Consider the following 22,111-nt stretch of genomic DNA (forward strand, 5'->3'; position numbering starts at 1 on the left):
AATTTTTTGCCAACCTCATTTTAAATTTAAAGAATCATGCTGTGAAAGTAATTTTTCTACTTTCGCCTCATCAATTCTCGCCGTTAATCTTTTAGCTTCGTGCAAATCTCTGGTAGTTTTTGCCAAAGTAAAAGTTGAACCAACAGAAAAAGCTAAACCCATACCCATAAAACCTTTAATCCAGCTATCGACAGGCAAATTAACAATACCAAAAGAAGTCATAGAAATCGAAAGTATAAAAGCAGCCCATGTTTGAATAACCCAAGCTGCACTGTCTTTTTGTGAACCTAGTGGGTGCATATTTCCGACCTGTAGTTTCAGGAATTTAATAGCGATCGTATAGATTAGTACATTCAATGACAATAATGAAATTACCACTTTAGTAACTGGACTGTAAAATAGACCTCTTGCATAAATATTTTTTGTCTCGCGCAAAGGCAAGGCAGCGCGTTGGGCGGGTTCCCCGACTTGAAGCGACTGCCGCGCAAAGACGCAAAGAAAAGCTCGCAAATAAGGAATTTTGCAAGAAGTCTAATGTTAATTGAAAAGTCCAGAAATAAAAGAATAACTGGTACAAAACTATGTACCAGTTTGATAAATGGCATGAAGTTGTTAAATTTAATTATTCAGACTCTGAAAAGGTTTGGACTTTACCATCAGGACTGAAAACAACCCGAATTCTCACATTTTGTCCCGATTTATTCGCAGAAACAAAAGGCTTACCAATTGCTGGTATTCCTGTATTGTCAATAAATTCTCTTGCTGGCTTATTCAGAGGTAAAATCCGCGCAATGGAACCATCAACATCTACAGTCAAGCTGTATTCTAATGTTTGGTTCAATCCAGATGGTGGTTGCCAACGCTTCTGGAAGAAACTGCGGGCTTCTGCTATTTGGGGTGTGTCAAATAATGTGCCAGTAGCTACATTGGGAGGCGCAGCAGTTTTAGGATCGTCACCCAATCTATCAATAAATGGACTACTATCTCCTGCTGAAGATGGGAGCGAAGAATTAATTTTTTCTTCTAGTTGTTGGTTTGTTGGAGAATACCCTTGAGGAAGATTGTTGCTGCGGCTTTCATTTGGCAGAGTAGCAAGCGGAGGAGGAATTGCTGGGAGAGTAGTAGATGATATATTATTATCTGTTCCAGAAGATAGACGAGGTGGTAGACTCCGCCTTTGTGGTAGAGCAATTTCACCCTTGGTAATTGGCTGTGAGGGGTTCAGATTGAGATTGGGGTTAAGCGCAATTTTTTGACTAGGAATCGTCCTAGATGCAGTACTTGGGGCATTATTCTTGGAACTAATTGCTGCCTGAGGTACGTTCAAGCTATTTTTTGCAGATGTTGAAGGTAGCCCAAGGGATGTTTGGGAGTTAGTGGAAATGTTCGCACTAGGAGAAATAACAGGTTGTGCTGGCAAACGGGAAGTCGGTAGAGGAAGAGTAGAATCTATCGGTGGTAGGGGTGGCAAATTATCTGGAGATGTCAGTCCAGGTAACGGTGTAGCTAGGTTTGCTGATGGCGGAGGTGCTAGAGCGACATCAGATTCTTTAGAAGTAGATTGTTTGGCTGTTGTTGGCTGATTTTGTCGATGATTATTGGCGTATTGTAAAGTTAGAGGCAATAAACCGACACTTAATACCAAAACTGCGGCTACAGGTGTCCAAGCCGGGAAGCGAATCACAGAACTGGTAGTATTTAGCGCAGGTAACGCCATGACATCAGCTGAGTATTCATCCAAGGCTGAGGCTAAATCAAAAAGTTGTAACAGACTTAGTTGAATAAATGGACTAGATGCTTGACTGGCGAGAGAACCAAGATGCAGCTTGTGAGTTAAAGAACTGCTGGGTTCCAGATAGATTTTGGCTCTAGGGATATCTGATGTGAAAGATTTTAAAGTCTGTGTAGATAAAGAAGATTGGTGAATATCACTCAACTCTGAATTATCAGATGTTTTAGTTGAGTCTTGGGAGCCAGAAAAACTAACCCAAAAACTTTCTGGGGACTGTTGGAGGAATGCTTGCACATAGCTGGTGACAGCATCACACAAAGTTTCGAGTTGGTCGCGATCGCCCCGAATTACAACCCTGCGTTCTTCTGGTAGTCGTGGATCGTCAATGCTTAACTCAAAGCTGAGTTGCTTAATGACAGTTTTCCCCATCCAACGGGACAAAGGAGAGCTTTGCGCCAATACTTCTAGTGTGCAAGTGGGGGGTGTATAGCGACGAATGACAGAATTTGATACAGGCATGGCAGAAACTGCGAAGGAGACGTTTTCAATATTTTGCGGAGTCGATGAGTGCGAGCCAGAGACGGCGGTGTCCACCAGGAGCGCTGTAGAATAACAAGTCTACAAGCAATTTGAGTGCCAGGTGGGTTAGTAATTCCGTTGAAATTTGGTCATCCTCTTCCATCCGCTCTTGGTAAGTGTTGCAAAAAGCATCAATGTAATCTCCCAGTAAAGCAGCCTGATGAGGTTCCCGGTTGGTTTCCGCCATTTGCTCTAGTAACCCAACAGCACGACGAATTAGTTCTTGGTGCTGTTTGGCGAGATAGCAGATGATTAAAACAAGCGATCGCGCTTCTTCAACATCTAGCTTTTTTCGCCCTCCTTGACCTTTGCGTAGGGGATTAGACTGTCGTAGTCGCCATAAAGCTACGCGGTCTGGCACTCTTGACTCTAAATTTAGGTTAACTGCCGCTGAGAGCATTGCCTCAGAACCAATCCCAGTTAAGGTTTCTAGCGCCAACAGCACCAAGTCCAATTGAGTTTTGATATTGTCCCATTGAACTGTGTTTGGGGTTGGAAGCTTGATTAAGTCCTCCCATTGAGAATTGGGTGTGGCTGGGTCGGCGGCCGAGTGCATAACTTTTAGCATAGGTGATCGGGCTGGTAGGGGCTGGTGCTGTTACCTATTTTGAAACCAGACTCTCTAGGATTAAGGTTGGTTTCCCATAAAATAAATTGGCTAGAAGTTTCTCCTAGCTTGTTGCATTTTGGTGAACAGCAGTTGTCACTGTCTTACTCTACAAGATGAAAATTTATTTTCCATACACTTAGCAGAGGAGAAAATTCTCTACCTTAGTAAAAATCTTCCTCGCCTTAACCGCTGCTTCAGTATGAAGTATAAATCAACATCAATAATAAATAATTGATGCTCGGCAATTAATAATTTTTTAATCAACAATCAAGTTCTTGGCTGACACACAAGTATAAATGCTCATGCTGAGATGATTTACAGGCGATCGCATCTTTTTAGCAGCCTAAACTTCGTGGCAAGACTGTTTCCTCCATCAATTGATTCTGGCTCCTGAATTCTGGTTGTTGAATTCCTCATCCCCAATAACCAGTTCCCGGTATGATAAATATTAGAGACCTTTTGTAATTATTTGCAAAATTTAGAACTATGGGAATTTTGACATTGGGTTGGGTATCACTACTCGTTGTGTTCACTTGGTCGATCGCAATGGTAGTTTGGGGACGCAACGGACTGTAGAGGAATCGTGGAAAGCCCATTTCTGAGTATTTTGGCTTTACTTGCCTTGGTGCTGTTAGTAGCAGTTACTGGTGGCGTTGGCTACTTGACGTTGGCAGAATGGCGCGATCGCCGTCTTCGAGAAGCCGAAAAACGCGAACAGCGACGCACATCTCCTAAAAAGCGATGATGCGATCGCAGTTAAATGATTTTTTGCAGGGATGCGATCGTTAATATCGCATCCCTGTATTGTTTTCTATTAAGTCAAAACTCTTTCTAAAAAAAGTACTATAAATATATAGCAGGGAACAGGCTTTAAAGTGGCTCAGTGTCCATGTTTGATAATTAGTTTTTGTCATTATCTCTGCTTCGACTGCTATATATTAATTTGTATGCTTAGCTTGATAATATTGTTCATTAATTAATTTTTGATATATACATAGGACTCATATAGGACTCATATTTGATTTCTGCGAAGCTAGGTACACTTTTATTGCTTTTTACCTGTTCCCTGTTCCCCGTTCCCTTCCTACGTAAATATTTTCAGGAATCAAATCGGATTCCTATATTTGATTTCTGCGAAGCTAGGTACACTTTTATTGCTTTTTACCTGTTCCCTGTTCCCTGTTCCCTGTTCCCTCTCTCTACGAGTATTTCAGGAATCTGGTTAGATTACTATATTGACAGAAAAACTAATAATTAATAGTCTTGTGACAGAGAAAGTAAGTATGCATAAAACGATTTAGATATATATCAAAATATATATTGTTATCTTTCCTGTTAATGAGGGAATCCTAAAATAGAAGACTTTCGATATTTAAAGTCCTATAGGGAATGGAAAACTCTTCTGCTACACAACCGAATTCAACACAAACAGAATATCAGTCAGATATTGCATTCTCTCTGTATCAGAGTGAGAAACAAAAAGCCTTGTCTGGAGTAATTGCCCGGATTCGAGAAACTTTAGATATAGACACCATCTTCAAAATTACTGTCACTGAAGTACGACAGTTGCTGAAAACTGATCGAGTCAGTGTATTTTGTTTTTATCCTGAGTTGGGATGGAAAGGAGAAATCATCTATGAAGATGTAGGCCCAGAGTGGGCTTCAGCCCTAGCAGTCAAACTACGTGATGAGTGCTTTGCTGCGGAATTCGTTAGTAAATATCTACAAGGACGAATTCATGCAATAGCTGACATATATCAAGCTGGTGCGAGTGATTGCTACATCCAGCTATTAGAACAATTTCAAGTACGTGCTAATATAATTGCTCCCTTGATCAGAGGGAAAGATTTATGGGGATTGTTGTGTATTCATCAGTGTAGTAACTCTCGGCAATGGGAAGAATCAGAAATTGAATTTGTACAACTCATAGCCGCACATTTAGGCGTTGCCTTACAACAAGCAGACTATCTCGAACAAGTCAAAATCCAATCAGCACAACTAGCACAAGCACAAGCTAGAGCAAAAGCAGCTGAATGGCAAAAAACCATTGCCATCACAGTCGAGAAAATTCGTCAGTCTTTAGATCTAGAAAGCATTTTTCGCACCAGTACCGCAGAAATTAGGCAGTTGCTAAATGCCGATCGCGTCGCTATTTATCGCTTCAATCCTGATTGGAGTGGTGAATTTGTCTTTGAATCAGTAGCAGAAGGTTGGATTTCTCTTATTAATGAACAATCGCAGCAACCAGAATTAAAAGAAAATATTAGCGAGTGTAGTGCTAAAGAATTAGCCCAAACTCCAGTGATGGATACTTACTTACAAGACAGTGAGGGTGGCCGCTTTACAAGAGGTGAAGTATATCGTATTTGTCATAATATTTACGAGTATGGTTTTACCGACTGCTACCTCAAAGTTTTAGAAAGCTATCAAGCCAGAGCTTACGTTATTATTGCAATTTACCACGGTCAAAAACTCTGGGGCTTGTTGGCAGTTTACCAAAACACTGGCAGTCGTGAGTGGCAAGAAGATGAAGTTTACTTGCTTACCCAAGTTAGTACTCAACTAGGTGTAGCTTTACAACAAGCAGAATTTTTACAGCAAATGCAGCTGCAAGCTGATGCCATCAGTAAAGCTGCTGAAAGACAAAGGGCGCTGGCAAATACTGTTGAAAAAATTCGCCAATCCCTAGATATTGACGCTATTTTTAAAACCACTACTCAAGAAGTCAGACGACTTTTAGAAGTAGAACGAGTCGCAATTTATCGCTTCTACCCTGATTGGAGTGGTGAATTTGTTGCTGATTCTATTGTTGACGGCTGGACACCAATAGTAAAATCCCAGCCTGTAACAGAACGCGTCTTGCTACAAGAAACCCAAGCTGGCAAATATCCTCGTCATGAAGTTTTTGTACCAATTTCCCAAGGTGAAAAATTGTGGGGTTTGTTGGTAGCTTATCAAAACTCCCAGCCGCGTTATTGGCAAGATGAAGAAATTAATTTATTAGCTCAAGTCGGCATACAGCTAGGAGTAGCATTACAGCAAGCAGAAGCATTAAGACAAGTGCAAATGCAAGCTGAACAACTCGCTAAAGCAGCTGAAAGAGAACGAAAAGCCGCCGAAAGAGAGAAAGCTTTAGCCCTCACAGTTGAGAAAATCCGCCAATCTCTTGACTTAAACACAATTTTTGTTACCAGTACCCAAGAAGTCCAGCGGTTGTTGGAAGTAGATCAAGTGACAATCTACCGTTTTCGGCCTGATTGGAGTGGCGAATTTGTAGCTGAGTCAGTAGCCCCAGGTTGGGCATCAGTCCGCAAACTTTTGAGTATAGTTGCTAATGACTACTTACAAGAAACTCAAGGCGGCGATTTTGCTAAAGGTGAGATTCTGGTAGTTAGAGATATTTATCACAATCAAGATGCTCATCAATATATATCTTTGAGCCAATTGATGGAAGCCCGCTCCTATATGATTGTGCCAATTTTTCAAGGTGATAAACTTTGGGGATTATTAGCTGCGTATCACAACACCGCAGCACGTGATTGGCAAGAAGATGAAATAGATTTATTAGTGCAGATTGGTAATCAATTAGGCGTAGGACTTCAACAAGCAGAATTACTCGAACAAACTCGGCGGCAAAAGGAAGAACTCAGACAGACTCTCAAAGAATTGCAGCAAACTCAAAGTCAGTTAATTCAAAGTGAGAAAATGGCTGGTTTAGGACAGCTAGTTGCAGGCATAGCACACGAAATTAACAACCCAATAAGTTTTATTTTTGGAAATATTACTTATCTGACAGAGTACACGGAAGATTTACTGAAATTGCTCCAGCTTTATCAGAAATCTTATCCCAGGACAAAAGCAGAAATTCGAGATTTATCAGCAAAAGTAGATGTAGATTTTATTGCGCATGATTTACCTAAAATGCTCAATTCTATGATGATGGGAGCAGACCGGATTTCACAATTAGTTTTGTCTTTACGTACATTTGCAAGACTAGATGAAGCAGAAAAGAAACCTGTTTACCTGCATGAAGGCATTGAAAGTACCTTATTAATTTTGCAACATCGCCTGCAAGCAAATAGCAATTTCCCAAGTATTGAAATAATTAAAGAATATGGTGATTTGCCCCGTGTAATCTGTTATGCAGCCCAGATGAATCAGGTGTTTATGAACATTCTGAATAATGCGATTGATGCTTTAGAAGACGCTGTGGCTCATGGCAAAATTACTGACAAGCCAAAAATTTGGATTCGGACAAAAGTTACAGAAGCAAATACTATTCAAATTTGCATTGCTGACAATGGTTGTGGAATTCCAAGTGAGTTGCGATCGCGCATTTTTGAACCGTTTTTTACTACCAAACAACCAGGTCAAGGCACTGGTTTAGGTTTATCTATCAGCTATCAAATTGTTGTTGATAAACATGGCGGTCAACTCAATTGTGTTTCTGAACCAGGCAAAGGTTGTGAGATTTGCATAGAAATTCCTATGTAATTCTTAGTTAAAAAATGGGTTTAGGGGTGTAAGGGTGTGGGGTGTATGTGTGCAAAACCCTTACACTTTACAGCGTTATCCCCTTATACCCAATTTAAATAAATAACCTTTGTGCGTAAGTCCTATTATCAACACTGGTTTTTCAGCTTACCAATTAAGGTATTAAGATTGATTTGAGTCGGCCAGCCTGGAGGAAGATTGCTGGAATTGTAGCCTCTGTCTCGCAAATCTTGGATATATCGGTTACGGATGTAGGTTGTATCAAAGTTACCCAGTCCATTAAAGTAAACATCTACTAAATGAGCCGGATCTAAAGCCATTTCCCCTCTGTAGACTGCGCCATCGTCGGAGTCATCCCAACCCCAAGGTGTATTAGCAGAATTGTTAGCGCAAGTTGGTGTCCCAGCACCACAACTACCGCTAGAATCTCCCTTGAAGGTTCCCCATGTGGCATAAGTGATTGCTGAAGAACTAGACGCTTCATCTAATTGACGTTGCCACAAACCACCAGAAGCAAATACATCAGTTAACGAATACAGCACACTGCGATCATTGCCAGAACTAGGTACTTCGGCAGTAGTTGTTGAAGGATAGTAGATGATTCCGTCTTGGTTGCTGGCTCCATTAAAATCTCCCGCAGGCCAAGCTCGTAAGCCATGACCTTTAGCTTCTTGTGTTGTCAAGGGATGCAGGGAGCCATTATAGCTGCTCATAGTCAGCGTTCCATCAATATTTTCTGCACCATTTGTTAAAGGACTACCAGCAGGTGTGTAGGAGTAAAAGTTTGTATGAAATACTGTAACGATACCTTCGAGTTTGCCAAAGGTTGTACCATCTTTGCGAACGATCGCCAGCAAGCCTTCTAAATCATTTTCGTGTTCTTGGTCGAAGGGAATATCAGTCCAATCTTGAGGATGGAAAAAGGAATAGGTGATGAATTTATGAGTACAAGTCTCAGCTACAGAATAGTAAGCATGAGCATTCAGCGGATAATAGGAAAGATTATCCCAATTATTTGTGCCTCGCCAATCTCCGTCATAGTTAAACCGCGTGATGTAGTCGCCGCTGTATTTAGTACTGTCGGTATCTTGATAGTGAATTGGCGCATGATAAGCCGCTAAATTTAAATCTGTAGGAGTTTGGGCAATTCCCCGCAGTTCGGTCAAAGCGCCAATTGCGATCGCCGCGATCGCACCAATAGCAATCAAGAAAACTTTTTTCCACATCATCTACTATCACCCTGGTTGATCAGTCAAACTTAGGATAAAGGCAGATATTTAAGAACTGATATCAATTAAGTTAAAACTAACTAAAAATAGGGGTTAGAGATGTAAAAGTTTTGAACACTTACACTCTTCTTATTTAAATCTACTCCAACAAAAAACCCCGGCGAAACTAACCGAGGTCAAGGGGAGAAGTTCAAATGACGATGGGTGATACAGATACCGAAATCAAAAAATCTTAGCTGACTGCAAAACCAAATAAAACCAGAGCAGTCACAAATAAAGCAGCGACTGCGCCTTGAATAACATAACGACGTTGTTCCCAAATTGCTGGGTACTCAGCGTAGTACATCTGAGGTTCGGTTGCGTAGTTATTGAGAACGCCGTCTTCATTCACAGTGGTGTACATAGTGTTTTTCCTTGTTTGTTAATTTATGACGATGAGCGATACAGATACCGAAATCAAAAAATCTTAGCTAACTGCAAAACCAAATAAAACTAGAGCAGTCACAAATAAAGCAGCGACTGCGCCTTGAATAACATAACGACGTTGTTCCCAAATTGCTGGGTACTCAGCGTAGTACATCTGAGGCTCAGTTGCGTAGTTATTGAGAACGCCGTCTTCATTCACAGTGGTGTACATAGTGTTTTTCCTTATTTGTTAACTTATGTAACTAAATTTAACAATATTGTTACAAATAGTCAACAGGGCTTGACAAAAAAAGGTTAATAACTAATATAAAAGCCCCTTATCAGGGAAGAAAAGTCAGGCGATCGCATTTGTCGCTGTGTTCCACCAGGAAATGTTTAGAACGCAGAGAGGCGCTGAGGTAAACGCAAAATTACGCTGAGTTGTTGTGCTAAGTGAAGAACAGTTTTTTAGTTAAACCAAGCTGCGAACTGAAAGAACTGTCCCCGGAAAACTTCTAACAATTGCTGCCAAGTATTTGAATCGGTTAGTTTACCCAACTGTAAATAAGGTGCAGCAGCAGTTCCCTGTACCCATAGCACCAAATCAAATTCACGGGGTTGGGTGAAGACTTTGTTTAAATTAATACCTCTAACTTCGCGTTTTCTCCAGAATGGAATTAACTTTTTACCTGTCAGCAAGGCATCAGCTTCATTTAAAAAAGTCAACCAACCATCAATCATGGGTTGGGTGACTACTGCATTCGGAATTACCCCTTTTTGTCGAGGGTTGGGTAACCATTCCTGGTCATTATCGGTTTCGGCTAAAATTAATTTCCAAGATTGACGACTTAAGGCTGTCATGGTTTGTAAATTTTGCATTGCAGCCGTTAAACGCTCTGGTTCCACAACTGGAAAATTGATCAGATGAATGAATGCAATCATGTCGCTAATATCAACACTACCCCAACCAAATGCTCCCGTACCATTAGCGAGAAAAGGATAAGCAGTTTGCGGTTTAGCAAAAACTAAATGAGCAGTTGAATCAAACAGTTTACTTTCATCGTATGCCAACACCACCTGAGTAATTGCAGACAGTAAATTGCAATATCCCTTGAGCCAAATTACATCACCCGCATCAAATGCGATCGCTAAATTTTGTGCAGCTTTTTCTGTTGCGGGTATCCCTGTTAATAAGCTGAAAGTTTTCCAGAAAGATTCATCTTCTTGTAGCTTGCCATCGGCGTTGAAATCCATTCGTGTCAAACCAATTCGCAACGGCAGCTTGACTTTATCATCCTTGATAGGTTCAAGAGTCTCTTTGATTTGGGTGAGATCCTTGAGTAAGTCTTGCAGAATATTTCGAGTATCGGTGTAGGTGACTGGCTGTGGTGTGGGATTTATCGGTACGGGAAGACGTAAAATTGGGAAAAATTGAGTAATTATGTTTTGCTGCAAACCATAACGGTACAGGGACTGCATTAACCTTTGAGTTGCACCCATTAATTGCACAACTCCCAATTTAAATCGTGTCTGATCATCATTCTTGTTTTCTTGAAGCTTGGCAACAAAAGCGGCTTCTCCCTGTTGAAATTGAGCATTAATGAGATACTGCTCAATATCCGCAGCAGGTGTTGCTGATTTCACCTGCGGTGTGAATGAAAATACAAGACTGAGAACCAATAACAAAGAACATACAAAAAGGCGCATATAATTTTAGGTCATGAGTTTAGATGATTGCGACACTGTAACCTAAATCATGCAAAATTCCGTCAGATAAGTAGTTTTGTACAGAGAAAGCTAACTATTTAAGGTTTCCATTCGTTATTAGTCAGTTTTTGAGACATATTTACGTTTCGTAACTTATTTATGCTTGTTTCCCATGATTGACTTAACAGTTAAAAGTCTAATCTAGAGATAAGTAGGTCAGCGTGAATATTGACTAAAAAATTTCTGTTGGATGGAAGCAAGCGAAAAAAACATGAATGCAACTGTCATGGTGATTGGTTACGGTAATGACTTACGTAGTGATGATGGCATTGGTCAAAGAATAGCTGATGAAATTGCTTCTTGGCGTTTATCTGCGGTGAAATCCTTAGCAGTCCACCAACTGACACCGGAACTAGCTGATGCTTTGGCAAATGCAGAATTGGCAATCTTTGTTGATGCTTATGTGCCTTCAGAATGTTTTGATGTACAGGTGCAATCACTTTCACCCTGCGGTGAAAATGCGATCGCAGGACATACAGCCGATCCGCCATCACTCCTAGCTTTGACGAAAACTCTCTACGGTCATTGTCCGCCAGCTTTGTGGGTGACAGTACCAGGAGTTAACTTTGAATTTGGCGATCGCATCTCGCAAATTACCGAAACTGGCAAAGCGATCGCCCTCGGAAAAATTATGCAGATTCTAGACAAGTTTAAAAATTTCTGGATGAAATCAAACCCGTGCTGAACTCACGCATAGACTGATGGCAAATACTCAGCGAAAAGTTGCAAGGAGGGTTTCCCTCCGGGCAAACTTCGGTAACTTTCAACTCAGCACTCAGCACTTTCAACTCAGCACTATTACTAAGGAGGATTGATGCAGAAATCTCTCAAGCCCACAAGCGATCGCGCTTTTGATATCTTGCAGGCAGAGAAGCTGAATCCTCTTGATGCTATCTTTGCACCAAAGACTGTAGCTGTGATTGGTGCTAGTGAAACGGTTGGTAGTGTGGGACGCACTTTGCTGTGGAATTTAATTACGAATCCCTTTGGGGGGACTGTTTTTCCAGTCAATCCCAAGCGGCACAGTGTTTTAGGTATTAAAGCATATCCCAAAATCTCAGATATCCCCGAAGCAGTTGATTTGGCGGTGATTGCGACACCAGCACCGACAGTTCCAGGAATCATTGCTGAGTGTGTAGATGCAGGGGTTAAAAGTGCGATCGTTATTTCTGCTGGTTTTAAAGAAGCTGGTGCAAGCGGGATCGCTTTAGAACAAGAAATTCTCGCACAAGCGCGGCGTGGTAATATTCGCATTATTGGCCCTAACTGCTTGGGAGTGATGAGTCCCCTGAGTGGGTTAAATGCTACCTTTGCCAGTGCAATGGCGCGTCCGGGAAATGTCGGTTTTATTAGTCAAAGTGGGGCGCTGTGTACGGCGATTCTAGATTGGAGTTTTCAGGAAAACGTCGGTTTTAGCGCCTTTATGTCGATAGGTTCGATGTTAGATGTCGGTTGGGGTGACTTGATTTACTACCTCGGCGATGACCCGCACACCAAAAGTATTGTGATTTATATGGAATCCATTGGTGATGCGCGGTCTTTCATTTCTGCGGCGCGAGAAGTTGCACTCACCAAACCAATTATTGTCATTAAAGCAGGTCGCACAGAAGCAGCAGCCAAGGCAGCAGCTTCCCATACAGGGGCGTTGGCTGGGAGTGATGCTGTGTTAGATGCAGCTTTCCGGCGTTGTGGCGTGTTGCGGGTTAATAGTATTTCTGACTTATTTGATATGGCGGAGGTGTTGGCAAAACAACCTCGTCCAAAGGGGCCGCGCTTGACAATTTTGACTAATGCAGGCGGGCCAGGAGTATTAGCTACAGATGCGTTGATTGAGGCTGGTGGTGAATTGGCATCAGTTTCAGAACAGGCGATCGCATCTTTTGACAAAATACTCCCAACTCACTGGAGCCACAATAACCCAATTGATATTCTGGGGGACGCAGACCCACAACGTTACACCCAAGCGTTGGAAATTGCGGCGAATGATCCCAATAGTGATGGCTTGTTGGTAATTCTCACGCCCCAAGCCATGACAGACCCCACCCAAACAGCAGAACAATTGAAGCCTTACGCCCAAATTCCCGGTAAACCAATTCTTGCCAGTTGGATGGGAGGTGCAGAAGTCACCGCTGGCGAAACAATTCTCAATCGTCAACGTATCCCCACTTATCGCTATCCTGATACGGCGGCGCGGGTATTTAGTTATATGTGGCAATCTAGCTATAACCTGCGCGGTATCTACGAAACACCTGTTTTATCCGCAGTTGATCCTAACTCAGGTATACCAAACCGCAATTTAGTCCAAAATATTATTTCCACCGCTCGTCAAGACGGGCTGACAATTCTCACAGAATTTGAATCAAAGCAAATATTAGCAGCTTATGGCATCCCAGTTGTAGAGACTTGCGTAGCTAAAAGTGAGGATGAGGCGGTTAAATGCGCTGATAGTATTGGCTATCCCGTAGTTGTCAAACTGTATTCCCATGTCATTACCCATAAAACCGATGTCGGCGGTGTGCAGTTAAATATCCGAGATGCTGAAGGAGTCAGACAAGCCTATCGCACCATCGAATCTTCCGTACAAGAAAAAATCCAAAAAGACCCTCATTACTCAGAACTCAGCACTCAGAACTCAGCACTTTTTCTCGGCGTAACAGTACAGCCGATGGTAAAAACAGACGGCTACGAACTGATTATTGGTAGTAGTCTTGATCCCCAATTTGGGCCAGTGCTGTTGTTTGGTGCAGGCGGACAACTAGTAGAAGTATTTCAGGATAGCGCGATCGCACTGCCTCCTCTCAACACAACTTTGGCGCGGCGAATGATGGAACACACCAAAATTTACAAAGCCCTCAAAGGTGTGCGGGGACGGCAAAGTGTGGATATGGCAGCCTTGGAACAGTTGATGGTGGCATTTAGCCACCTGGTAGTAGAACAACGGTGGATTAAAGAAATTGATATCAACCCGTTGTTGGCGATTCCCCCAACTGCCATACATTCTGGAGGATTGATTGCATTAGATGCACGCATTGTTCTGCACGCACCAGATATTCAAGAAAACCAACTACCCAAATTAGCCATTCGTCCTTATCCTACCCAATACGTCGGCGAGTGGAAGATGAAATCTGGTCTACCAGTCACCATCCGTCCTATTCGCCCAGAAGATGAGCCATTAATGGTGCAGTTTCACCAAACACTCTCAGAAGAAAGCGTATATTTTCGGTACTTCCACCTGATTAAACTAAGTCAACGCATCACCCACGAACGACTCACGCGTATTTGCTTTATTGATTATGACCGGGAAATGGCATTGGTAGCAGAACACCAAGACCCGCAAACAGAAATACGGCAAATTTTGGCAGTCGGACGATTAAGTAAACTGCACGGTACTGATGCTGCCGAATTCGCTATGATTGTGAGCGATCGCTATCAGTGTCAAGGTTTAGGAACTGAAATGGTACGGCGATTACTGCAAGTTGGCCGTCAAGAAAACATCGGCCGGGTTACAGCCAACATTCTGGCAGACAATTACGGAATGCAACAAGTTTGTGAAAAGCTGGGTTTTCACCTTCAATCTACAAACGACTCAACTGTAATGCAAGCTGAAATTTCTTTGTAGTCAATGTCTGCCAAAGTGCTGAAGTAATTGTGAGTAGGGTTAATATAACGCACAGCGCTTCTAGAATCAAAGCCAACGACAGTCATCAATTTTTATGACCCAAGCCTTACCAAAAATAGTCACCTTTGATGAATTTATTGCTTGGTATCCTGAAAACTCTGGGGTACGTTACGAACTCCACAATGGGGAAATTGTTGAAATGGCACAGCCAACAGGGAAACATGAAAAAATAAAAGGATTTCCGGCTGCTGAATTAACTTTAGAGTTTAGACGATTAAATCTCCCCTACTTTATCCCTAATCAAGCAATAGTAAAACCCCCAGAAAGAGAATCAGGTTATTTCCCAGATGTATTAATCCTTAATGACACTGCTATAGTTGATGAGCCGCTTTGGGAAAAATCTTCTACAGTGACTAAAGGTACATCAATTCCTTTGGTGATTGAGGTTGTCAGTAATAACTGGCGCGATGATTACTATCTCAAACTTGCTGATTATGAAGAGATGGGTATTCCTGAATACTGGATTATTGACTATGCTGCTTTAGGGGCTAGGAAGTTTATTAGAAATCCCAAACAACCTACTTTATCAATCTATCAACTAATTGATGGAGAATATCAAGTCTATCCGTTTCGGGGTAGCGACAAAATCATATCTCCTACTTTCCCTGAGTTAAATTTGACGGCGGAACAAGTTTTTAATGCTGGTCAATTATAAAAAAAGCGCCGCTAGGTTTCCAGCAACGCTTTTTATTAGTGCTGATTCACTAAAGTGAACTTAGATTACTTTGAGCTTTTGTGCAATTGATATGTCAGGGGTTGTTGATTAGTTGGTACATTATCTGAGGAATAATGGGCGATGACAAACAGAGGTAACGTTAAAGTTAACAGAGCGATCGCAGTTCCCACAAGGTCTGCCAAACGATGGGAATATGTATCGGTAGGGTTGGCAGACTGACTATTTGAATCCATACAAATTTGAAATTCTTCAACTCACTTGATAAGTTTTATCTCTCGGAGAGAGTCTTGATGTCATTTTAACGATTTTTTACTAACTACTGTGTAGCAGTAAAAAAAGTGAACTAGTTTGACAGGTGTCATAACAATAATTTTATCTCCGACAAGATTGATACAAAGTTCCAGAAAAACATTTCGGAATTATCTAAGTGACTAATATGTTACGATTCCTTGCTATGATTTGGCATCTTTGGGTTAAGTCAAGGTTAATAAATTGCATCAAAAACTACATTTTTTCTTTTGTACATGTATGAATTACTATCTTCCATGAGAGCAATTGCTTGTATTATAACATCTGGAAATACTTAATCTAGGCTGGTTTTACTGGTCTGAACGATTTTATGCAAAAGTAATGTCTACCGAAATAGTACTGAATAACTTTAGGTTTTTTACTATCTAACTCAGCTTGACTAGCAACAGATTAAAATTGGCGAATCATTAGTTGATGAGAAGATTGAACATCAAAAATATACGCTGAATCCGCATAGACATACCCACTAATTTGGAAATTGGTAATTCAGTGATCACACGAATAACAGATTTTTAAATTCACCATACTAGTGTTATGTAACATTACATTGAGGTTGTCAATATATATATAGGTAGAGTAATAATACCTGGAGAATGAGAGAAGGCGATCGCCAAATATTCCTGAGTCAGAATTAATAATTAAATCAACATTTGATGACAAATTATTCACATAAAAAACCGCCACTAGATAATGGCGGTTGTCTGGTTAAGCAATCGGAGGGTAATTAAAGATTACTCTCTGAATTTTGTCCTTGCTGTAGCTGACTTTGCAGTTACTAATTCTCTAAAATTGCTTATTTAAACTAACCTCTGCCATAGGTATTCATGGGTTCCTTGATAAATCGAATGTAAAGATGTTTAAACGTAGATTTAATCACGCGAGGCATAGCAAAATCAATTGGCATTAACTTATCTGGTAAACGCCAATCTTGAATTTGTAATAAATCAGGATGTAACAGAGGAAATTCAATTTCATCTAGTTCAGGACAAACCCCTAGTCTTTGGGAAGCAGCAACAGTAGGAACTTGCTGGGGCAGAACATTGAGAATTTCTATCATAGCCCTGTCTAAGGCAAATACATCTGATGCTGCGGCTAAAATTCCTAAATTCCGAGGTTCGCCACCACTAGGGCCATTACCTTCATGACCAATAATGCCATCTAAAATTGTTAAATCTGCGTTGATTGTCTTCGCCGTTTCTACTAACATCTCTCCAAAACGATTGGCATCTTTCCCAGCTTCCATGTGCCACCAAGCTTTCATCTTACCGGGAACGCAACCAAACAAATTTTTCACGCCTAATGTTAAAGTCAATTGCATATGTGATTTGACTTTGGGCAAATTAATAATTACATCAGCTTCCATCGCTTCTTTACACAGTAGCAAGTGGTTAAAATTATCGCTAACTGTTTGGTAACGCTGACCATGAAATTCGACGATGGGAAGATTGAGTTCTTGGATAAAAGGTTGATAACCATTGGCAATGGCGACTCCTTTAGCGCTACCAAAAGCGGGACTATCTCCCAAAAAAGGTTTACCACCAGCTTCAATTACCATTTTGGCAACTTCGTAAACCAATTCCGGGCGGGTAGTACATTCCTTGGTAGGACGTGCACCTGTGAGAAGATTAGGCTTGAGTAATACCTTTTGTCCGGGTTTGACAAAAGCTGCTATTCCTCCCAGGGGTTCTAGCACAGTGGTTAAAGATTCCCTTAAAGCTTCGCTTTCGTAAGACGTAGCCCTGATTAAGCTGACAGATGGTTTGTATGTCTGCATGGGTAAATAATTGCGTTGAAAATCGATAGGAGAAAGTAGGGTGTGAATATTGGACAACATCTTACATGATATTAAATTTCTCCTATAGAAGCTTAAACACAGTATTTACCACTCCAGCTTCACAAAAATGCGGAAATTAGTTTTATTGTCTTGTAATGATAAAATTTATCTTTTATTTATAAGCAAAATCAGCATCTGCCTCAAGAGAGATTTTTTGCAGATTCATCTTTTTCTAAGTATTTTTTGGGGTTAGTTATGCAAGAATGATGTTTGTGAATTGACACATTTCAATATGTGCAAATTAACGAAACATTGAGCGATGTCTAATGACAAGACGCTCCGCGTCTACGCAAGTGGGATGTGTTGTACTCAATCGTCTAATTGCTAATAATATTGTTGGCAAATTGAATATGAGGGATTGAACTCAAGTCCTATTCACATTCTTGAATTGAGGGATTCTCAGGCTGTAGTCGCATCTTGTAAACCTAACATTTTGATAGGTTTAAAACCCAACATTTCACTAGGGACAACGTTGAGCTAATTTTCTAGACTCAGAACAACATCTCAAGTCTTTAGTTTTGCAGGTGAGAAGGCGTATGAACATCACCAGAACTTTTAGCGAATTTTCAGAGTTTTTGGGTATTGCAGGTTTTGGGCTATTCTTTCGTACTTTGGTTACTTATTACGGTTACCTATTGCAATAATTTGAACAAATATTTAGTTATTTACAAAGGAATAGGTTTATGAGCCTTACTACAAGTTCCAAAAAATTCACAGTTTTTTTTACACTTTTTTTAGCGACGATACCTTTATCAGCAGGAAGTTTTGTATTTGCAAAAACATCAATGGCATCTCAAAAAGATATCATGTTAGCAAGACGTGACATTGTAGAAGTAATTGGGCAAATCCCCAATGGTATTGAATTTTCCATAGCGTGTTATAAAGGTTCACGTCAAGGTTATCTAACAGGACGAACTGAGTTACCAACAAGTTGGACTAAAGGCGCGGTTATTGAATCGGTTTGTGGCGCAGTAGCTGCTGGAGTTTCTGTTGCTCAGGTGTTTGTTTGTCCTAATTGTAGAAAAGAATACAAACAATATAAAGATTATAAAATAGCTAGTTGTCCAAAGTGTAGAAAAGAAAGTATAAAAATTCGACGAAGGTAACATTTATATTATTTTTAACTCCTCCGTTCAATTTGACTGCAAAATCTAGGGCATTGCTGAATTAGGGGATGAAATCTTCCATTTAGCTTTTACAACACTGAGTCTCAATACGTCAAACTCAGGTGTTGGTAAGGTGGGCATTAACTACTATATTCTTTGTTAATTTAGTGCTTTACTGAAAATGCCCACCCTACATTTAGTTCAGAAATCTGATTAAGATTCTTTCTTCAAGGGTACAATACTACTCATCTGTTCTAGATTTAACACTTCGGCTAATTCTTCCTCAGTCATTAATCCTTTTTCTAAAACAATCTGTCGTAGAGATTTACCACTTGCTAATGATTCTTTGGCGACTTCCGCAGCATTTAAATAGCCAATGTGAGTATTTAGTGCGGTGACTAAAGCTAAACTGCCTTCAGCGTAGGCTAAACAACGTTCTTTGTTGGCAGTAATATTTTGAATGCAGCGTTCTGTCAGCACGGCGATGGTATTACCCAGAATTTCGATACTGTGAATCAGGTTATAGGCAATTAACGGCATCATCACGTTCAATTCTAATTGTCCTGCTTGGGCGGCAAGTGCGATCGCACTGTCGTAACCCATTACCTGAAAACACACCATCGATGTCATCTCTGCCATGACTGGGTTATACTTCCCTGGCATAATCGAAGAACCTGGTTGAACTGGCGGAAGTTGAATTTCTTTCAAACCAGTTTTTGGCCCAGAGTCCATCAACCGCAAATCATGAGATATTTTGACTAAATCCTGTGCTAAGTTGCGTAAAGCACCAGAAACGTTAACAAACGGAGCCATACTCTGCATAGCTGCCATTAAATGAGGCGCAGGTTCTAAAGGCATATTCAGCAATTCCGAAAGAACTTCCACCACACGGGCGCGATATAAAGGATGGGTATTCATACCTGTACCCGACGCACTACCACCTAAACCCAGCACCATCAAATCTCCAGAAGCAGTATAGATGCGGTTTTGATGTTCTGTGAGAATTTGCGCCCAAGCTACAAAAGTATCACCCAAACGCACAGGTACAGCGTCCTGCATGTGGGTTCTGCCAGATTTGACGATATCTTGAAATTCTACCGCTTTGCTTTCTAAGGCAGCGATCGCTTTTTCTAAAGCTGGGTGCAGTGTATGGGTGAGTGCTAATAAACCACCAATCCGAATCGCTGTGGGGATAACATCGTTGGTAGACTGCCCATAGTTCACATGGTCGTTAGGATTAACTTTTTTGTAATTACCTTTTTCATCACCGAGAATTTCTAACGCCCGATTTGCCAGCACTTCGTTAACATTCATGTGGTGAGAAGTCCCAGCACCAGCTTGATAAACATCGACAACAAACTGTTCGCGCAATTGTCCTGCAAGGATTTCATCGGTGGCTTTGACAATTGCTTGACTAATATCTTGGGAAATACAGCCTAATTCACCGTTAACAATTGCGGTAGCCTTTTTAATTATCAAGCAAGCATCTACGTAAGTAGGCAAAGGTTTGATGCCGCTGATAGGGAAGTTTTCTGTAGCGCGTAAAGTTTGAATGCCGTAATAAACGTTACTAGAAATTTGGCGATCGCCCATTGAGTCGCGCTCAATGCGAAAATTTATATTGTCAGTCATAGTATTGTCTGGATGATCTCAAAATACAGATCATGCCATGTAAATGACACTCACGCCCTATTTACTATGTGCATTCCAGCACCAAATCAATTAATTTAAGCTAACTTAAGTTTAAATACGAGCAGGTAAATATTATGATTAAAACACCAACTCGCCGTATATCTTTAGAAGAATTTTTACAATTACCAGAAACTAAACCAGCAAGTGAATATATCGATGGTGAAATCATTCAAAAACCTATGCCACAAGGTAAACATAGCATACTTCAAGGTGAATTAGTCACTACTATTAATAGCGTAGTAAAACCTCAAAAAACAGCATTAGCTTTTCCAGAATTACGCTGTACTTTTGGTGGACGTTCCACTGTTCCAGATATCGCAGTATTTGCGTGGAATCGAATTCCTGTAGATGAAATAGGCAATATCGCCAATATGTTTAATACATACCCAGATTGGACAATTGAAATCCTCCCGCCTGAACAAAGTACAACCAAAGTTACCAAAAACATTTTACATTGTTTAAATCATGGTACTAGCTTAGGTTGGTTAATTGACCCAGAGGAATACTGTGTTTTAGTTTATCCGCCTCACCAACAAATAATATTTTTAGAAAACGAAGAAGATATATTGCCAGTTCCCGATTTAGTTAGTGATTTACATTTGACATTGGGGCAATTATTTGATTGGTTAAAATTATAAATAATTCCTCAAGCTAAATCATGACTTTACCCAACTGGATTACTTTTTCTCGCCTTCTCGGTGTACCATTTCTCCTTTATGGTTTGTACAACCCGACAGTACAAGCTAGATGGACATGTTTGGCAATTTTTCTAGTTGCTGCTTTAACTGACTGGTTAGATGGATATTTAGCACGGAAACTCAACCAAATTAGTGATTTGGGTAAGTTTTTAGATCCTTTAGTAGATAAATTTTTGGTGCTTGCGCCGTTAATGCTGTTGATTGAGTTGGGCAAGGTTCCAGCGTGGGGAGTGTTTTTGATTTTAGCGCGAGAATTAGCGATCGCTGGTTGGCGGGTAAATCAAACTACGATTACTGGGGCAAATATTTGGGGTAAGCTGAAAACTGTCAGTCAAATAGTAGCGATCGCACTTTTGATTGCACCTTTATCATCAGAATGGCAAACTCCTGCATTAATTGCTTTTTGGGTTTCTGTGGCTTTAACTTTAATATCGGGATTAATTTATCTTTTACCACCGAAAGTGGATACTGTTGAGTAATTTACTTAACTATTCTTCGTTTGTTTCCAAATATTAAACATTTTGAATACTTCAAAATGTTTACTTTGCACATTTAAATTAGATTAAATTCTTGTGCTGTGGAAATTTTGCTCATCTCTATTATGAAATTAAATGTGTAAAATCTGAAAATCGTATAAAATTCACATTAAATATTTTTTGCTTCAATATGTTATCTTTGTTTATTTTTTGGGAATACTAGAAATAACTAATTGATTTATTAGATATTGTATGTCTAAAGGTGATCACATTTTTATTTGGTGTGGTAACTCTATTATTCCTCAGTTTACTCATCATGGTATCGATTGTGGAGACGGTAACGTTATACATTTTACGGGTAATAACAGTAAAAAAAATAATTTTGTCATTACAAGAACTTCTTTAGTTTCATTTGCAGCAGGTAATGTAAAAGGCAGGAAAGAAGTATACGCATTAGATTATGATGTTCTTGGCATTCCTTATGATCTACCTGATGCAGTTATACAACGGGCTGAAAACTTTATAGGAAAAGGAGAATATAACCTTTTTGAAAATAACTGTGAACACTTTGCTTTTTTTTGTAAAACAGGAATTAAGGAGAGTTATCAGATAAGAAAACTAATGGAAGATGGTTTACTTAGAAGAGGATTTTCTTCTGTATATATGTGGTCTCTAGGCATTTTAATAAACCAGTTATTTGTAACTTATTCACAAAAATATAAAAAAATTATAGTTAATTAACTATAAACATAAAACTATATTTGATTAGCAATACTGCACTTTAGATAGCACGTTACGCTACTTCTTATCGTAGAGAACGGCTTT

General features: G+C 40.3%; 20 protein-coding genes. 10 read left to right on the top strand and 10 right to left on the bottom strand.

Translation table 11 applies throughout. The annotated features are described in order from the left end of the window. Positions 1-15 precede the first annotated feature (15 nt). From ACMX3D_RS16970 to ACMX3D_RS16980, 3 genes are all read right to left on the bottom strand, one after another. Positions 16-300, bottom strand: coding sequence for a YiaA/YiaB family inner membrane protein (locus ACMX3D_RS16970; RefSeq protein WP_482752365.1), 285 nt, complete (start codon positions 298-300; stop codon positions 16-18). A gap of 322 nt (positions 301-622) precedes the next feature. After that, positions 623-2,251, bottom strand: a complete 1,629-nt coding sequence (locus ACMX3D_RS16975; protein ID WP_482747057.1) for a DUF4335 domain-containing protein — start codon at positions 2,249-2,251, stop codon at positions 623-625. Positions 2,252-2,276: 25 nt separating this feature from the next. After that, positions 2,277-2,879 (bottom strand): DUF3038 domain-containing protein, encoded by a 603-nt coding sequence (locus ACMX3D_RS16980; RefSeq protein ID WP_193889087.1) that lies wholly within the window; start codon positions 2,877-2,879, stop codon positions 2,277-2,279. Positions 2,880-3,407: 528 nt separating this feature from the next. Between ACMX3D_RS16980 and petN the strand changes: the two genes are divergently transcribed. The 3 genes from petN (at position 3,408) to ACMX3D_RS16995 (ending at position 7,415) form a co-directional block, all read left to right on the top strand. Next, entirely contained in the window at positions 3,408-3,497 is a 90-nt protein-coding gene (petN, locus tag ACMX3D_RS16985) for a cytochrome b6-f complex subunit PetN (protein ID WP_083468698.1), read from the top strand. 7 nt (positions 3,498-3,504) lie between these two features. After that, entirely contained in the window at positions 3,505-3,666 is a 162-nt protein-coding gene (locus ACMX3D_RS16990; RefSeq protein WP_482747058.1) for a hypothetical protein, read from the top strand. 644 nt (positions 3,667-4,310) lie between these two features. Then, on the top strand, positions 4,311-7,415 hold the full coding sequence (locus ACMX3D_RS16995) for a GAF domain-containing sensor histidine kinase (protein ID WP_482747059.1): 3,105 nt from the start codon (positions 4,311-4,313) through the stop codon (positions 7,413-7,415). 128 nt (positions 7,416-7,543) lie between these two features. Here the strand turns inward: ACMX3D_RS16995 and ACMX3D_RS17000 are convergent, their stop codons facing one another. The 4 genes from ACMX3D_RS17000 to ACMX3D_RS17015 form a co-directional block, all read right to left on the bottom strand. Beyond that, complete coding sequence (locus ACMX3D_RS17000; protein ID WP_482747060.1) at positions 7,544-8,644, bottom strand: hypothetical protein; 1,101 nt, start codon at positions 8,642-8,644, stop codon at positions 7,544-7,546. 232 nt (positions 8,645-8,876) lie between these two features. Continuing rightward, positions 8,877-9,047, bottom strand: coding sequence for a photosystem II assembly protein Psb34 (gene psb34 / locus ACMX3D_RS17005; RefSeq protein WP_482747061.1), 171 nt, complete (start codon positions 9,045-9,047; stop codon positions 8,877-8,879). A gap of 63 nt (positions 9,048-9,110) precedes the next feature. Continuing rightward, positions 9,111-9,281 carry a photosystem II assembly protein Psb34 gene (gene psb34, locus ACMX3D_RS17010; RefSeq protein ID WP_482747061.1) on the bottom strand — a complete coding sequence of 57 codons (171 nt, stop codon included), beginning with the start codon at positions 9,279-9,281 and terminating at the stop codon, positions 9,111-9,113. A 236-nt stretch (positions 9,282-9,517) separates the two neighbouring features. Then, positions 9,518-10,693, bottom strand: coding sequence for a hypothetical protein (locus ACMX3D_RS17015; protein ID WP_482747062.1), 1,176 nt, complete (start codon positions 10,691-10,693; stop codon positions 9,518-9,520). A 334-nt stretch (positions 10,694-11,027) separates the two neighbouring features. Here ACMX3D_RS17015 and ACMX3D_RS17020 point away from each other — a divergent pair, with 334 nt between their 5' ends. The 3 genes from ACMX3D_RS17020 to ACMX3D_RS17030 all read left to right on the top strand — a co-directional run bounded on the left by ACMX3D_RS17020 (position 11,028) and on the right by ACMX3D_RS17030 (position 15,150). Further along, a complete protein-coding gene (locus tag ACMX3D_RS17020) occupies positions 11,028-11,501 on the top strand; it encodes a hydrogenase maturation protease (RefSeq protein ID WP_482747063.1) in 474 nt (157 codons plus the stop codon). 129 nt (positions 11,502-11,630) lie between these two features. Further along, the gene (locus ACMX3D_RS17025; RefSeq protein WP_482747064.1) at positions 11,631-14,435 is read left to right on the top strand and encodes a bifunctional acetate--CoA ligase family protein/GNAT family N-acetyltransferase; all 2,805 of its coding nucleotides are present in this window, start codon (positions 11,631-11,633) and stop codon (positions 14,433-14,435) included. 94 nt (positions 14,436-14,529) lie between these two features. Beyond that, positions 14,530-15,150, top strand: coding sequence for a Uma2 family endonuclease (locus ACMX3D_RS17030; RefSeq protein WP_482747065.1), 621 nt, complete (start codon positions 14,530-14,532; stop codon positions 15,148-15,150). A 65-nt stretch (positions 15,151-15,215) separates the two neighbouring features. On the opposite strand, the gene ACMX3D_RS17035 is transcribed toward ACMX3D_RS17030, so the two are convergent. Further along, positions 15,216-15,404: a TLTLP motif-containing protein gene (locus tag ACMX3D_RS17035; RefSeq protein WP_482747066.1), complete on the bottom strand. Its 189-nt coding sequence runs from the start codon at positions 15,402-15,404 to the stop codon at positions 15,216-15,218. An 878-nt stretch (positions 15,405-16,282) separates the two neighbouring features. Further along, on the bottom strand, positions 16,283-17,254 hold the full coding sequence (locus tag ACMX3D_RS17040; RefSeq protein WP_482747067.1) for an Npun_F2552 family protein: 972 nt from the start codon (positions 17,252-17,254) through the stop codon (positions 16,283-16,285). Positions 17,255-17,997: 743 nt separating this feature from the next. On the opposite strand from ACMX3D_RS17040, the gene ACMX3D_RS17045 reads away from it, so the two are divergent. After that, positions 17,998-18,420, top strand: coding sequence for a hypothetical protein (locus tag ACMX3D_RS17045; RefSeq protein ID WP_482747068.1), 423 nt, complete (start codon positions 17,998-18,000; stop codon positions 18,418-18,420). Positions 18,421-18,633: 213 nt separating this feature from the next. Here ACMX3D_RS17045 and ACMX3D_RS17050 read toward each other — a convergent pair whose 3' ends face one another. Further along, positions 18,634-20,052, bottom strand: coding sequence for an aspartate ammonia-lyase (locus tag ACMX3D_RS17050; RefSeq protein WP_482747069.1), 1,419 nt, complete (start codon positions 20,050-20,052; stop codon positions 18,634-18,636). A 134-nt stretch (positions 20,053-20,186) separates the two neighbouring features. On the opposite strand from ACMX3D_RS17050, the gene ACMX3D_RS17055 reads away from it, so the two are divergent. The 3 genes from ACMX3D_RS17055 to ACMX3D_RS17065 all read left to right on the top strand — a co-directional run bounded on the left by ACMX3D_RS17055 (position 20,187) and on the right by ACMX3D_RS17065 (position 22,027). Next, the gene (locus ACMX3D_RS17055; RefSeq protein ID WP_482747070.1) at positions 20,187-20,750 is read left to right on the top strand and encodes a Uma2 family endonuclease; all 564 of its coding nucleotides are present in this window, start codon (positions 20,187-20,189) and stop codon (positions 20,748-20,750) included. A 20-nt stretch (positions 20,751-20,770) separates the two neighbouring features. Then, on the top strand, positions 20,771-21,289 hold the full coding sequence (pgsA, locus tag ACMX3D_RS17060) for a CDP-diacylglycerol--glycerol-3-phosphate 3-phosphatidyltransferase (protein WP_482747071.1): 519 nt from the start codon (positions 20,771-20,773) through the stop codon (positions 21,287-21,289). A gap of 249 nt (positions 21,290-21,538) precedes the next feature. After that, entirely contained in the window at positions 21,539-22,027 is a 489-nt protein-coding gene (locus tag ACMX3D_RS17065; protein ID WP_482747072.1) for a lecithin retinol acyltransferase family protein, read from the top strand. Positions 22,028-22,111 lie beyond the last annotated feature (84 nt).

The organism is Anabaena sp. TISTR 8404 (genome assembly GCF_056847745.1).

Coding starts and splice junctions, on each gene's coding strand:
- ACMX3D_RS16970 (WP_482752365.1), bottom strand. CDS start 300: ATGCACCCACTAGGTTCACAAAAAGACAGTGCAGCTTGGGTTATTCAA.
- ACMX3D_RS16975 (WP_482747057.1), bottom strand. CDS start 2,251: ATGCCTGTATCAAATTCTGTCATTCGTCGCTATACACCCCCCACTTGC.
- ACMX3D_RS16980 (WP_193889087.1), bottom strand. CDS start 2,879: ATGCTAAAAGTTATGCACTCGGCCGCCGACCCAGCCACACCCAATTCT.
- petN (WP_083468698.1), top strand. CDS start 3,408: ATGGGAATTTTGACATTGGGTTGGGTATCACTACTCGTTGTGTTCACT.
- ACMX3D_RS16995 (WP_482747059.1), top strand. CDS start 4,311: ATGGAAAACTCTTCTGCTACACAACCGAATTCAACACAAACAGAATAT.
- ACMX3D_RS17000 (WP_482747060.1), bottom strand. CDS start 8,644: ATGATGTGGAAAAAAGTTTTCTTGATTGCTATTGGTGCGATCGCGGCG.
- psb34 (WP_482747061.1), bottom strand. CDS start 9,047: ATGTACACCACTGTGAATGAAGACGGCGTTCTCAATAACTACGCAACC.
- psb34 (WP_482747061.1), bottom strand. CDS start 9,281: ATGTACACCACTGTGAATGAAGACGGCGTTCTCAATAACTACGCAACT.
- ACMX3D_RS17020 (WP_482747063.1), top strand. CDS start 11,028: ATGAATGCAACTGTCATGGTGATTGGTTACGGTAATGACTTACGTAGT.
- ACMX3D_RS17025 (WP_482747064.1), top strand. CDS start 11,631: ATGCAGAAATCTCTCAAGCCCACAAGCGATCGCGCTTTTGATATCTTG.
- ACMX3D_RS17030 (WP_482747065.1), top strand. CDS start 14,530: ATGACCCAAGCCTTACCAAAAATAGTCACCTTTGATGAATTTATTGCT.
- ACMX3D_RS17035 (WP_482747066.1), bottom strand. CDS start 15,404: ATGGATTCAAATAGTCAGTCTGCCAACCCTACCGATACATATTCCCAT.
- ACMX3D_RS17040 (WP_482747067.1), bottom strand. CDS start 17,254: ATGCAGACATACAAACCATCTGTCAGCTTAATCAGGGCTACGTCTTAC.
- ACMX3D_RS17045 (WP_482747068.1), top strand. CDS start 17,998: ATGAGCCTTACTACAAGTTCCAAAAAATTCACAGTTTTTTTTACACTT.
- ACMX3D_RS17050 (WP_482747069.1), bottom strand. CDS start 20,052: ATGACTGACAATATAAATTTTCGCATTGAGCGCGACTCAATGGGCGAT.
- ACMX3D_RS17055 (WP_482747070.1), top strand. CDS start 20,187: ATGATTAAAACACCAACTCGCCGTATATCTTTAGAAGAATTTTTACAA.
- pgsA (WP_482747071.1), top strand. CDS start 20,771: ATGACTTTACCCAACTGGATTACTTTTTCTCGCCTTCTCGGTGTACCA.
- ACMX3D_RS17065 (WP_482747072.1), top strand. CDS start 21,539: ATGTCTAAAGGTGATCACATTTTTATTTGGTGTGGTAACTCTATTATT.